The organism is Planctomycetota bacterium, assembly GCA_018242585.1.
Taxonomy (GTDB): Bacteria; Planctomycetota; Planctomycetia; order Pirellulales; family PNKZ01; genus JAFEBQ01.
On sequence record JAFEBQ010000009.1, the window covers coordinates 78,983 to 91,576 of the forward strand.

Annotated in this window: 11 protein-coding genes; 5 read left to right on the forward strand and 6 right to left on the reverse strand. The window is 61.5% G+C overall.

Translation table 11 applies throughout. The annotated features are described in order from the left end of the window. Positions 1-274 precede the first annotated feature (274 nt). Positions 275-820, forward strand: coding sequence for a hypothetical protein (locus JSS27_04665; GenBank protein ID MBS0208228.1), 546 nt, complete (start codon positions 275-277; stop codon positions 818-820). A 24-nt stretch (positions 821-844) separates the two neighbouring features. Here JSS27_04665 and JSS27_04670 read toward each other — a convergent pair whose 3' ends face one another. The 4 genes from JSS27_04670 to JSS27_04685 all read right to left on the reverse strand — a co-directional run bounded on the left by JSS27_04670 (position 845) and on the right by JSS27_04685 (position 7,376). Next, complete coding sequence (locus tag JSS27_04670) at positions 845-1,780, reverse strand: tetratricopeptide repeat protein (GenBank protein ID MBS0208229.1); 936 nt, start codon at positions 1,778-1,780, stop codon at positions 845-847. A 231-nt stretch (positions 1,781-2,011) separates the two neighbouring features. After that, positions 2,012-2,599, reverse strand: a complete 588-nt coding sequence (locus JSS27_04675) for a hypothetical protein (protein ID MBS0208230.1) — start codon at positions 2,597-2,599, stop codon at positions 2,012-2,014. Between the two features lie 103 nt (positions 2,600-2,702). Then, a complete protein-coding gene (locus tag JSS27_04680) occupies positions 2,703-4,409 on the reverse strand; it encodes a hypothetical protein (protein ID MBS0208231.1) in 1,707 nt (568 codons plus the stop codon). Positions 4,410-5,114: 705 nt separating this feature from the next. Next, positions 5,115-7,376 carry an SUMF1/EgtB/PvdO family nonheme iron enzyme gene (locus JSS27_04685; GenBank protein MBS0208232.1) on the reverse strand — a complete coding sequence of 754 codons (2,262 nt, stop codon included), beginning with the start codon at positions 7,374-7,376 and terminating at the stop codon, positions 5,115-5,117. Positions 7,377-7,533: 157 nt separating this feature from the next. On the opposite strand from JSS27_04685, the gene JSS27_04690 reads away from it, so the two are divergent. The 3 genes from JSS27_04690 (at position 7,534) to JSS27_04700 (ending at position 10,465) form a co-directional block, all read left to right on the forward strand. Continuing rightward, complete coding sequence (locus tag JSS27_04690; GenBank protein MBS0208233.1) at positions 7,534-9,120, forward strand: Hsp70 family protein; 1,587 nt, start codon at positions 7,534-7,536, stop codon at positions 9,118-9,120. A gap of 40 nt (positions 9,121-9,160) precedes the next feature. Beyond that, positions 9,161-9,436: a hypothetical protein gene (locus JSS27_04695; GenBank protein MBS0208234.1), complete on the forward strand. Its 276-nt coding sequence runs from the start codon at positions 9,161-9,163 to the stop codon at positions 9,434-9,436. Between the two features lie 129 nt (positions 9,437-9,565). Then, entirely contained in the window at positions 9,566-10,465 is a 900-nt protein-coding gene (locus JSS27_04700; protein MBS0208235.1) for a hypothetical protein, read from the forward strand. 82 nt (positions 10,466-10,547) lie between these two features. On the opposite strand, the gene JSS27_04705 is transcribed toward JSS27_04700, so the two are convergent. Beyond that, entirely contained in the window at positions 10,548-10,883 is a 336-nt protein-coding gene (locus JSS27_04705; GenBank protein MBS0208236.1) for a hypothetical protein, read from the reverse strand. Positions 10,884-10,891: 8 nt separating this feature from the next. Further along, the gene (locus JSS27_04710) at positions 10,892-11,170 is read right to left on the reverse strand and encodes a hypothetical protein (protein MBS0208237.1); all 279 of its coding nucleotides are present in this window, start codon (positions 11,168-11,170) and stop codon (positions 10,892-10,894) included. A gap of 423 nt (positions 11,171-11,593) precedes the next feature. On the opposite strand from JSS27_04710, the gene JSS27_04715 reads away from it, so the two are divergent. Then, a complete protein-coding gene (locus JSS27_04715) occupies positions 11,594-12,562 on the forward strand; it encodes a hypothetical protein (GenBank protein ID MBS0208238.1) in 969 nt (322 codons plus the stop codon). The last annotated feature ends 32 nt before the right edge of the window (positions 12,563-12,594 follow it).

Genomic DNA, 12,594 nt, shown 5'->3' on the forward strand with positions numbered 1-12,594 from the left:
GGCAATGGACCAAACAAGCAAGTCTAATCATACGACCTTGTCGATTCGGCCGAATATAGGGGGTGGCGAACCGGTTGCGCGCTAGGTGACTCGCGTTTGCGGTTCGTATCCCGATGTGCCGCGCCACAATCTCTAACAGGTCCGACCGATGCCTCGACTATTGATCGTATGCGGCACCGCTCTTTCGGCGGGCTGCCTGTTGGGAGTGAGCGGCTGTAAAAGCTCGTCGAAAGATGTCGCCGCCGCAAACGCGGCCCCTGCGCCAGCGTGGCCAATGGCCGCCACCGCGACCTCGCCGTATGGCGCGCCGCCAAATTTCTCGCCCGCGCCGGGAACGGCGACGCCCGCCGCCTACGGAACCCCGATCAATCCCGGCGCTTCGGCCGCGGCGTATCCGCCCACGGGTCCAGCGCTGCAAGCGCCCGCGCCGCAATACCCAGCGGTGACGCCGCCGGGCAATCCGACCGCCGGGTATCCCGCGGCGGGTACAAACGCCCCGCCGCCTGGCGCGAATGCCGCGCCGCCGAATGCTTACCCACTGCCAGCGCCGTATGGCGCTCCCCAGGGAAACAGCGCTCCGCAAGGTTACGCGCCGCCGGGTGCGTCGCTGTCGCCGGGCTATACGCCTGGGCAGCAGCCGCTCAGCATGCCCGCTTGTCCGCCAAGCGAGACTATCAGCTCGGCCGCTCCACCACGGCCGTCGTTGAATCCTTTTGCAAGTGGCTTCCGTTGGTGGAAGAAGCGGCAGGACAACTTCGACTACGAGCCGATTCGCGCGAAGCGAGCCGGGATGCGGGAAGAAGTCCCCTACAGCGACTAATTTCCGCTAGCCGCCTTCAGACTACTACGACCGCGGCAGTGGGGCCTGATCGTCGAGTTCGGCCGCGCGAATGTAGTCGGCCGTGGAACGCTTCTCTTCCCCGATGGCGTCCCAGCATTCGGCGCGACTCAGATACGCCGGGGAATGCTCGCCATCGAACTCGATCGCCTTGGTAAAGTCGGCGATCGCATCCTGATGCCGTCCCAACTCGGCCAACGAGCGGCCACGGTTGTAATACGGATTGTAAGCGGTTCGGCGCGGCGCCGGATCAAGTTCAATCGAGCGTGAAATGTCAGCGATGGCGCGGCGGTGGTCACCTCGCTCGGCGTGAGCCGTGCCACGGCTGTTGTAGGCCGAAGCCGACTGGGGATTCAGCCGGATGGCCTGATTAAAGTCGGCGATCGCGTCGTCGGTCTTTCCCAGTTCCAGGTAGGCCAGTCCCCGAATCGAGAAATTAGCCGCGTGGCCAGGGTCGAGCTTGATCGCGGCCGAGGCGTCACGCCGGGCGTCGCGATACTCGCCGACTTGCAAGTAGAGCCAGGCCCGATTGCCACGCGCCGAAGCCGACTGGGGGGCCAGCTCTAGAATCTCCGCACAATCGCCGATGGCGCGCTGATACTCCCCCTTGGCGGCGTACGCCTGGCAACGACTCGTCAGGGCAAAGACAGTGCGTTCGTCGCGGAGTTGCTCGCTGAAATGTTCGATGGCGTCTTCGGCGGCCACGACATCATCGCGATGAATCCAGCCGTGGTCGATGCGGAGCAATTCGCCGCGCACATCCGCGACTTCGATCAACTCGCCGGGCTCCGGCGCGGCCGTGCCAGCCAACTCTTGGAGTTGGGCACTGGCGGTTCGCAACATGACCGAACGACCAACCCAAGTGCTGGCCTGCTCGGCGCGCACGCCGCTCACCGTCCCAACCACGACTACGATTGCCAACCAACGAACCATCATCAACATTGCGTTAATCCTGAACCAGTTGCTCGTCGGCGCCAGCGGCGACCGATCGAGTACAGGTAAGTTACGCAACGAATGTTAGTTTCGTGTCAGCGCTGTGTTTGGTTCAAAAAAAAGAGCCCCCGGCGAGAAGTCCATCGCCGGGGCCTGATGCTAAGTCCCTGGGACAGCCAGGGTTGGAGCGAAGTTGTCAGTCACGTCCCGTGGCCGCTCAGGCCCTCAGGAGTGCGAAAACTACTTGTTGACGAAGGGCAAACGGAACAGAGACTTGGCCTTGGGGGCCGGGGTTTCGACCGCTGCCTGGTTCGCAATCGAGGTTTCCTCGATCGGGAACACGAGCGGTTCCTGGGCCGAGACCGGCACCACGCCAAGCTTCTCGGCGTCTTGGATCAGGGCCTGGGCTTCCACGTCGCTGGCGGCACGCTCGCCACAGCATTCGCCGCAGCCGCAGCAGACGGTTTCCACGACGCACTTCCAGCCGTGCTTTTCCTTGACGATCGGCGTCTTGGTGATCAGTCGGCGGGTCAGCACTTCACAGCAGGTCGGCTGCATGCACTTCTCGCAGTGCGAGCCGTGGCAGTCGCAGACCTGGCGGGTGCCGACGCACTTGCTGTGACCATTCAAGCAGAAGTCATCGCATTTGGTCGAATAGCAGTACGTGGTGATCTTCTTCACGTCGGGCACCAGCTTGCAAACCTTGCGCACTTTGCAGCAGCCGCAGCTCGAACAGCCGTCGCCGCGGCAACCTTCGCCTTGGGCGAACTGCTGGGCGGCCATGCTGACGAGCATCGCCAGCAGGCCGAGGATCGCTACACGTTTCATGTTGATGTTTCCTTGGCAGGATTAAGTTTCGATGGTTAGTTGTTGCAGGCCGCGCCCTTCGGCCCTCGCCGGGGTGGTCCGGATCGGAGAGTCGAGATACTTTCTAGAAGTCGTGTGCCAGGCGAATGCCGAACCCGTACGACGCGACCGGCGAGCTAATCGGCGCGGCGGTCGCGCCCGGAGCGGTGGCGGAATTGGGGAACTGGCGGTTGCTGACCACGAAGTTGTACTGAATCTTCATGTTCGGATTGATGAAGTGGTTCAGCCCCAATGTGTGGTCGTCCTGGACACCGCCCCCGATGAATCCGCTGTTCAGATTCAACTCGTTGAAGCGGTAGCCAATCTGCCAAGCGCCCTTGGTCAGGATCGAGCCGCTGCCACGGCCGTTCCGACGCAGGAAGTGGAAGTTCTCGTGCGGCACGATACGACCAAAAGCGCCCGCCTTGCGTTCGTATTCGCGGTGTTCGCCAGTCAAGAAGTACATGACCTGGGCATAGTAGCCACAGACGTACTGGTTCGTGCGCACACCAGCCACCGGCGCCAACGGCGTGGCCCCTTGCAAGAACGAAGCCATGTACTCGGCTTGCAGGTGCCAGCGACCGGCGACGATCGCCCATTCCGGATTCAGGTTGATCTGATCCTGACAGAAGAACGTCCCAGTGTCCGAGGTCACCGGCCAGTACTGCGAGATGCCGTTACGCAGCGAACCGCGGGTGCGGATGCGCAACTGGCCGTCGGTCGTGCCGGTGTACTCGGTGCCGAAGCCGACGTGCATCATGTAGCGGCCGTGGGCTGCTTCGTCGTAGAACGGCGTCCAGGTGACGCGGCTGAGGAATGCGTTGTTCTGGCTGCCGGCGTCAAAGGCGTAGGCGCTTTGCGAGTTCTTGATCAAGCTCAAGGCATAGGTCGCGGTCTGGTCTTCGTTCCAGTCGAACACCATCACGCCCGGCGCGAAGCCGTTGTTGAAGCCACCCGTGAAGGCGTCCTGGTTCAGCGAGCGTTCCATGAAGTCGAGGAAGCGGCTGCTGTTGGAGTGTTCCAGGCCAAAGGGGAACTTGATGTTGCCGGCGCGGATGTTGCCGACCAGCGGCACGTCACGCATGCCAATCCACACGTCGGTCGGCGCGGGGATCAGGCCAACCTGGTTCGCTGAGTTGTTCTTCTGGAAGCCGGCGGCCGTCGGATCGAGCCGCACCGAGTTCATGAAGTCCACTTCGAGTGCCCAGTCGTATTGCTCGAAGAACGTGCCTTCGGCGCCCAGACGCAACCGGCGGAAGTCGACCGCGTTCATGCCGCCATTGCCCGACGGCGCACCGGTGCCCGCGGCACCGGTGTTGTAGTAGGGCTGCGAGCCCGCGGTGAAGCCGGTATAGTCCAATTGGGTACGGCCGCGGGGCTTCATGCGGAAGTCCTTGTTGGCCGATTCCATTTCGGCGCCGTTCTTCCAGGAGGCGCTCATCCTGATGTCGCTGCCGATCACGTACGGGGCCGGAGCGGCGGCCTTGGCTTCGGCCAATTCGCGAGTCAGGCTGACGTATTCGGACTGTTGCCGCGAGTAGCTGGCTTCCAGGTCGCGGAGCCGCTGGTCGACCGTGCGATTGTCGTCATACGACGCGGTTTGCACCGCGGCGGGCGTAACGATGGGGTAGGCGGCGGCCGACGGAGCCGGCAGCGCAACCGCCGAGTCAGTCGCGGTCTGCTGAGCTTGAGCCGCGCCCCCGGCCGCCACGGTCAGCGCGCAAGCCAGGCTCGTGATCGCGCCGCGTCGCGTAAAGCGCGGGTACAACCACGAAAAATCGCGAAGCGACATATGAGGAATTCCTTTCCTAACTGAACCGACGGCGATCCGTTGGCGATCGCACATCCGCCCAAAAGGCCGTCGGCCAGGGAAACGCTTGATCGGTTGATGCGCCTAGCGCCCGACTTGCTAGCAAGTCGGGCCCGGCGCGACACTCGTTGGCTATTGGTTGAATCGAAATCAGCGGCGGAAACTTATGTTAGGATTGCAATTAGTCGATTGGTTATTCCCGCTATGCGCTTCAAGGTTTGCGGCCCTGGCAAACCCTGCGGGCGATTTTGGAGAGTCGCGAGGCGCGCACTCCGCGCATTGTCAAAAAGCCTGAATGAAATTCCCGCAATGGGACACGACGCTAGCGAATGCGCTTCGAGAACTAATCAAGCGCGACTTGCGGACAACGGTGACGCGTCACGAGAGCAGCGATCAGAAAAGCTTGGCTGGGTGGCACGTCCCAAGCGCAGCGCAGGGCGTGGTGAACCGCCACAAGCGTCTCTGAGTTCGCCAGCACTTCCCCACGCCCTAGGAGGGCGTGCCACCCAAACCCGCGGGGGTGGCCCAGGTGCTTGCACCTGGGTGGCCGCAGGCCACAAGAAACCTCGAGCGCCGTCCCGCGCAGGTGGTGAGTTTCCCTTGGGGTTGCGCATGCCCATCGAGTTTCTTGTTGCTGCGCAACACCGATGACCACACCCACGCCGCTAGAACGTGGCAAGAAGCGTTCTAGGGCTTCTGGTCGTAAACCACGCGAAAGCCGACCAGCACCGAAGATTGGCGGCTGGTCACGAACTCTTGCCGTGACGTGCAGCGGCAACGGGTTGCGTCGTAGCTGAAACACCCCCCTCGAGCTACCGGCCCCGTGGAGCCCCCCTGACACCATTCCGCAACATTGCCGTGCATGTCGCACAAGCCAAAAGCGTTGGCTCGATAGGAACCGACCCGGCAGGTTCGCCGCAAGATATTGCCGAAGTTGGCGTCGTCGCGATTCAAGACGTCGCCAAATGAATACGAAGAATTGACTCCCCCGCGGCAGGCATACTCCCATTCGTCCTCGGTGGGCAATCGATAAACTCGCTTGGCGGCCCTCTCGGCCGGCAATTCAGATAGTCTGCCACAAAAGTCCTTGGCGTCCGCGAATGACACCTGTTCCACCGGGTAGTTGCCGGTGTCCTCTTTCACCGAGCTGCGTCCTCCGCCGTCACCGCGGAACCAGCTCGGCGATTTCCGCATCACCAATTGGTATTGGTCCTGGGTCACTTCGTAGACGCTCAAGAAGAATGGTTCACGCTCGCTCGCCGACGCTCCCGTCAACAATGACCCGACGGGAACCTCCACGAACTGCATCCCGATCGAATTGGGCTTTCCCTGGGGCCGACTGCTTTTGACGAGAATCACGCACGTTGCTCGGACAACCTTCAGTGGTTCGGCGCTGTCACGCACCACCAGCGTCACTCGATGCGAGAGGCCCGCCGAATCAAGCGGCGGCGTCCACCTGATGGTGTGATTGAAGGTGTTGTAGGTCAGCCCCTTGGGCGCCCCGGGGGCCAACGTGACCGTCACACGGTTGGCCGGCAAATCTTCGTCTTCGACTTTAGCCTTAATCGTCAGGGGCTTCAGTTCCGCCGCTTCGATGGTTTCGGGCAAGACGCACTTGGGGGGCTGATTGACCTCGGTCACGCCGACGTCAAAGCTCGCGAAAGCCGGCTGGCCCGAGCGATCGGCCGGAGCGACGCTCAGGCGCACATTATATTCGCCCGGCCCTTGCCGCTCGGTGGGAGTCCAGCGAATCACTCCGCTGGTGGTGTCGATGCTCGCCCCCTCGGGCAAGTCGGCCTGCCAACGACAGGGAAAATTGGGCTCGGACGGATCGGGGATCAGCCTCGGGCTGAACGTCCACTCGACACCCTCAGGAATGCTGAAGGGGGGAATCGTCGCCAGTCCGATGCGCGGCTGATAGCGAGTAACGCGGATGTCGTACCAACGGTCATCGTAGTTGTCGCCCTTGCCAACCACACTGACACGCACGCCCGCGCGCTGAAGCCCCAGTTTCGATTTGCGGTCAACCTGCCAGGCGCATTGCCCCGACTTTTCATCGACCGTGAACCCCGCTGGCGAGTCGGGGAGCGCTTCATAGCGCACGTGCCCTTTGGGAGGCGGCTCGACCAGTGTCGCCTGAAACTGCAATGTCTGTCCCGCTTCCACGTTCTGAACCTCGGCGCCCGCCAAGCGCGGAAACCAGGGCGCGCCGGGCGCGAACCTAATGGCCAACCAGGTAACCAGCGTCAACGCCAGTCCACCGACCAGCCCCAGTGCGATCGGCTTGATGAGAGAAAGCGTCGGAAATGACGCCGGCGCCGGGTCCAGCAGCGCGTCGAGCACCTGCTTTTCGGGGAGCCTGACCGGCGGCAGAGGAGGCGGCGCCAGGCCATCGGCAACGATCGTCGCCAGGATGACCGGCATCGGGTTGGGCGCGTCGTCGGCTTCGGCGTCCCCCTCGTCAAGCGGCAATTCGAGCGAGAACGGCAACTCATCCTCGACCGTACTTGCCGTCACGGGTGTCAAAGTCGCGTTCAGCGCGGCGTCGTATTCACCACGTGTCGTGGCGTCTTTCAAGACCCGATGCGCTTCGAGCACCTCTTCTAGCAAGCGTTGGGCGGTCTCCTCGCGCTTGCCGGTGCGATAGCGATTGACCTCCGCCGTGCGCCGCCGAACCGCGGCGTCGATCACCTCGACATCGGCGGTGAACGGGGGAATGCCCAGCAGCTCGTAATGGGTCGGCTTTTGCCCCGTCGCGGGAATGGCCAACCAGTCCGAGTAGGGATCGAAACTCATGAGTGGTCGCGGCGACTGTGAATCGACGCCGAAGAATACCTGCCCCGCCGGCGTGTTGCCCCTGGCGCGTTGCCCGGTCAGCACCGCGCGGATGTCGCTGGCCAGTATAACGAGTCCGCCGCCAGCGACCAAAGCGGGCGTGGAACGTGCCACGGTCCAAGCACCGTCAACTTGTCGCACGCCTCGGGCAATGGCTGCGATAACCCCTTGTTTTGCAACACTCCGCGATGTGTGTTAAAACGGGCTGGTCGAGCGGCCATGCGAACGGCGGCCAGAGCGCTCGACAAGGAGCAAAACGCAAGTGTCGACGGTGGGCAGGGAAAATCTCGTCGGAATCGACCTGGGGACTACCTTTTCGGTCATCGCGCACCTCAATGCGCAAGGCACCGCCACCGTCATCCCGAACAGCGACGCCGAGCCGCTGACCCCCAGCGCCATCTACCTGGAAGGTAACACGGCCATCGTTGGCCAAGCCGCCCGCGAGGCTGCCGCCTCGGGTTCGGGCGACGTGGCCATGTTCGTCAAGCGCGAGCTGGGACGGCCGGTTTTCTCGCGCGCCTTGGGGGGCCGGCAATACCGGCCCGAAACCTTGTCGGCCATTGTCTTGCGCAAGCTCAAGCAAGACGCCGAGCGGCATATCGGCCCGATCCACAAGGCCGTGATTACCGTGCCCGCCTTTTTCGACGACACCCGCCGCAAAGCCACCCAGGACGCGGGGCGAATCGCCGGGCTGGAAGTCCTGGACATCATCAACGAGCCGACGGCCGCCGCCCTGTCCTACGCCGCCGAAGGGGCCGGCGCCACCGGCAAGCTGATCGACATTCCCGGCGGCCAGATGACCGTGCTGGTCTATGACCTGGGTGGTGGCACCTTTGACGTGACCGTGGTCAAGCTGGCCGACAAGCACTTCGAGACCATTGCCACCGACGGCGCGGTGAAGCTGGGAGGCAAAGATTGGGACGACAAAGTCGTCGAATACGTGGCCCAGGAGTTCCGCCAACAGTTCAACGCCAACCCGCTGGACGATGAACAACGCCGCGATGTCTTGGCCGCCCAGGCCGAAAAGGCCAAGCGCGTGCTGTCGCGCGGGCTCCCCTCGGCCACGATCGAATGCTTTCACGAAGGGCACAACCTGAAGGTCAAGCTGACGCGCGAGAAGTTCGAGAAGTTGACCGAAGGGCTGTTGTCCCACACGCACATTGTCACGGATCTGGTGCTGCAACAGGCCAAGCTGACTTGGAACCAGGTTGACCGGATTCTGCTGGTCGGTGGCAGCACCAAAATGCAAATGGTGCCCGCCATGTTGCAGAACATCTCGGGCAAAAAGCCCGATAACAGCTTGGATCCCGACCAGGTCGTCGCTCGGGGAGCGGCCATTCACGCCGGCATTTTGGCCGCGCGCGGCAACGCGGGTGAACTGGTGCTTGACGACGGCGCGCTCGAGGAGTTGGGCAAAATCGTCGTCGGCAACGTCAACGCTTACAGCCTGGGCGTAGCCGCGCTCAAGGAAGACAAGGTGGCGAAAAAGCGCTGGCGGGTGAATGACATTTTGATTCCGAAGAACACTCGATTGCCCGCCTCGTTCAGCCGGATTTACCCGTTGGACCGCGCCGGAGTCAGCTCGGTGAAGGTGCCCATCTTGGAAGGCGAGGCCCCCAACGCCGAGGACAATATCACGATCGGCGAGTGTGTGATCTCGGACTTGCCGCCGAACTTGCCGGCGCGGTCCCCCATCCAGGTGCGATTACACTACGATGGCAGCGGACGGATCAGCGTGATGGCCCTGGACATGACCGGTGGCCGGCTGGCCCAGGTGGAGATCAAGCGCGAATACGGGCTGACCGAAGCGGACATCGAGCGCGAACGGGCATTTGTCGATTCCTTGACGATTCAATAGTTGGGTGGCGGTTTCCAGAGTTCTTGGCGGTTTCGTAGCGATGCCCTTCCGCGTGCAGTGCCCCAGTTGCCAGAAGTTCCAACTCCTCGAAGACGAGGTGCGCGGCACGACCACGCCATGCCTGGTCTGTCGACAGCCGATGGTCATTGACCGTGCCGCCGGCACACCGTTCGACACCCCCGACCCGGTGCGACAGCCCGCGCCGGCCGACACGTCGAACCGAATCGTGAACTGCCCGCAATGCCAGTCCAAGATGCGCGTGCCGGCGGCCGCCCGACAAGTGCAATGCCCCAAGTGCCGGCACATGTTTTCGTAGTCCTGTCCGCTGAATCGCACACCGAGCAGGATAGCGGCCCAGACAAAACAATTTCCCGGAGCATGGCTCGCAGTTAAACCGCAGTTCGTCTCGCGTAAATCGCGGTTAGCGCGTTGGGGTACAAACACCATGTCGAATCCTGGTTCAACGTCCGGCGATCCTCGGCCTAAAGACTCCACGACAGAGGATGAGCAAGGGTTTTACGAACAGTACTCCCCAAACCACGAACTGCCTAAATCGTCTCTCGCATCAGCGATCATCCACGGACTCTTGGCTTTCGCCATTGGCTTGATTGCGACAGCATCGTTCGAGCCCGTCCACACCGTCCCTCACGTCGACGTCGTGCGACTCCCCGATGACGCGCCGAGTGTTCCCGATAACAAGCCGGCTCCGCCTGAAGACTTGTTAGAACCCTTGCCCAGGCACGTCGAACCGCCGACTAAACCAAAGCAACTCGCATACGAAGATGTGCGACAGGTTGAGATACCCAAAGAGACGATCAATGAACGCGGCAAGCAAGCAATCCAGTCGACGGCAGGTGAGGCGGCTAAGGCCCAAGAAGCCGCGGCCGCTCAAGCCGAGAAGCTCGCGAAACGGCTCGGGGAACGGCGAGCTGCGCGCCAGGCGCGGTGGGTTATTAGGATACGTGATTCGGCGTCGGAAACGATGCGTCAACTTGAATACTTTGACGCCGAATTAATGGTTCGTGTCGATGAGGATACGGCAAAGTACTTCGCCGATCTTAATAGTCGCCCTCCCTCAAGCCGTCTGCAAAGCATCGACGCGGAAACACGAATTTGGTGGACGTTCGGAGAAGGGTCTACGAAACGCGAAATCGTGGATTTGCTCGACATGAACCATTCAAGCGTCTTGCGATGTTTTTTTCCCTCAGCCTTCGAGGATCGGCTCCTGATGCTCGAAACGTCCTATCAGAACCGACGCGAGGAAGACATTCGCTCCACGACTTTTGAATTCTTTCGCAGTGGATCAGAGTACGACGTCAGGGTTGTTGAACAGGAACTCAAGTAAGTCCGTCCGAAATGAAAAAGAGGGCGCAAGGCAAACGAGAATCGCCCCACCCTTTGTTTTCTTGAATCGAAGCAATACCTACCTACGGGCGATGGGACGTTGCTGGCGTGGTAAACCACACGATGTCGCCAATGTCTGGCTCTCGCTGCAGGTTCTGCCACTCGCTGGCGATCCTCCTCCAAGCATCATCAGGGCTCGACTTCCAGGGAATGAATCCGCCTTGGTCGTCCGGCGCCCCGGCCTGAACAATGTTGGCATGCAGCAGAAACGAGACAATCGCCAGCGTCCAAAGCTTGGGATCATCCAGGCCAGCCTCTTTGGCCTGCCGATAGATTGACCAAAGCCCGACATAATCGTCCTCGCATTCCTGCCAAATGCGATCGAGCACGTCGGCTTCTTTATGCACCACGGTTGCCATCACTTACCTCAGACAAACTTGATCTTTCTGATCGGGATGCCAGGAATGTTCACGTCGATGGTCGGCGGGCCGGATTTCGAGGCAGGTCGAAACCCCACCGCGCCTCCGCCTGAAAGGTCAAATGCATTCGGATGCGTAGTACCAAGTTTGGGCGAACCACCTTTTTTAAGTTCGTCAAAGAAATTTTGAGCTTCCCGCAGTCCGCCTTGCACCTCTCGAATGTCAGAACTTGATCCTGGCGCACCGACCGGCTTTCCTCCGGGCATCAATATGTCCTGGATTGACATTCAACCAATTTTACTCCGCGATCTCACTTTTCGCCAATCTGTTCATTAACACCATCAAACACCTCGATGCTCGACGTTTTGATGCAACTGTTGGCCGTGTCACAAGTGCTGGGAAACCAGAGCCAGCCATCTCCCCAAAGCCGGAATTGCCGCCAGCGCTGGAATCCGGATCGCTACTCGTGACTACCTGTTTTGCATCTTGACGAGTATCTGAGCTACTCGACGGGTTTTTGAAATCGCACCGAAATGCCCATGCTCCGGCCTGAAGAAGTCGCCAAGTTTCGGGGCGGTATGCTTGCCTGGACTCCACACCCCCCATTACACTACCACTGATGGGTAGTTCGCATCCGTCGCTCATCGAGCGGCACCGTATATCGGCGTCGCGGCGACCAACGAACCATCGCGGGGAGGAGGGCAGCAAACATGACGTCAGGCTTAGCGCCACAGCCCGCTCCCTATACGCCGCCGCAAGACGAGTACCAGGACGAGGGTTTCTACCAGCAGTACTCGCCGAATCACGAGCTGCCCAAATCGTCGCTGGCCTCGTGCTTGATCCACGGGCTGCTGGCCTTCATCATTGGCTTGTTGGCTACGATCACCGTCAAGCACGACCCCGAACCGCCGGGAGTCGATGTGGTCCGAGTCTCGGACGACGCCACGGCGGCGCCGGACTTTGGCGACGGCAATCCCCAGACGCCGTCCGACGTGCTGCCGAACCAGACGCAACAGCCGACGATGCCGCAGGTTCCCACCACCACGCCGACCCAGGATGTGAAGCAGGTCGAAGTGGCCGTCAACGAACAGATCAACGATCGCGGCAAGAAGGTCGTCGGCCCGACCCAAGCCGAAGCAGCCTCGGCCCAAGCCGCCGCGGCCCAAGCCGCTTCGGCGTTCGACGCGGCTAAGAAAAAACTCGCCGAGAACGTCGGCAAAGGGGGCGGCGGCGGCTCAGGCCCGTCGGGAACCGCCGCGCGGCGCGCGCGCTGGGTGATCACCTATCGACCAGCTTCGGGAAGTGAAACCGCTCAGATGCTTCAGTTTTTTGGCGCCGAGGTGGCCGTGCCGATCGACGGCGGCAATTGGCGTTACTTTTCCGATTTGACCAGCCGCCCGCCCAAGAGCTGGGTGCAGACCTTGGACGACGAGATTCGCATGTCTTGGTCCAGCGAATCGATGACCAGCAACGATCGCGATCTGCTGCGAGTCCTCGGCGCGGGGAATGCTTCAGGGTTCTACATTTTCTTTCCCCGTGCCTTTGAAGCCCGGCTGTCTAAGCTGGAACTGGCCTATCGCAACGTCCCTGAAGAAGACATCGCCTCGACCGTGTTCGAGATGTCCCAAGGCGGCTCGGGGTGGGATGTACGCGTCTCGCGCCAGTCGGAACGCCGATGACTTGACTTGAACTTACACACACCTTTTGACTG

Coding starts and splice junctions, on each gene's coding strand:
- JSS27_04710 (MBS0208237.1), bottom strand. CDS start 11,170: ATGTCAATCCAGGACATATTGATGCCCGGAGGAAAGCCGGTCGGTGCG.
- JSS27_04695 (MBS0208234.1), top strand. CDS start 9,161: ATGCCCTTCCGCGTGCAGTGCCCCAGTTGCCAGAAGTTCCAACTCCTC.
- JSS27_04670 (MBS0208229.1), bottom strand. CDS start 1,780: ATGTTGATGATGGTTCGTTGGTTGGCAATCGTAGTCGTGGTTGGGACG.
- JSS27_04705 (MBS0208236.1), bottom strand. CDS start 10,883: ATGGCAACCGTGGTGCATAAAGAAGCCGACGTGCTCGATCGCATTTGG.
- JSS27_04680 (MBS0208231.1), bottom strand. CDS start 4,409: ATGTCGCTTCGCGATTTTTCGTGGTTGTACCCGCGCTTTACGCGACGC.
- JSS27_04700 (MBS0208235.1), top strand. CDS start 9,566: ATGTCGAATCCTGGTTCAACGTCCGGCGATCCTCGGCCTAAAGACTCC.
- JSS27_04715 (MBS0208238.1), top strand. CDS start 11,594: ATGACGTCAGGCTTAGCGCCACAGCCCGCTCCCTATACGCCGCCGCAA.
- JSS27_04665 (MBS0208228.1), top strand. CDS start 275: ATGGCCGCCACCGCGACCTCGCCGTATGGCGCGCCGCCAAATTTCTCG.
- JSS27_04675 (MBS0208230.1), bottom strand. CDS start 2,599: ATGAAACGTGTAGCGATCCTCGGCCTGCTGGCGATGCTCGTCAGCATG.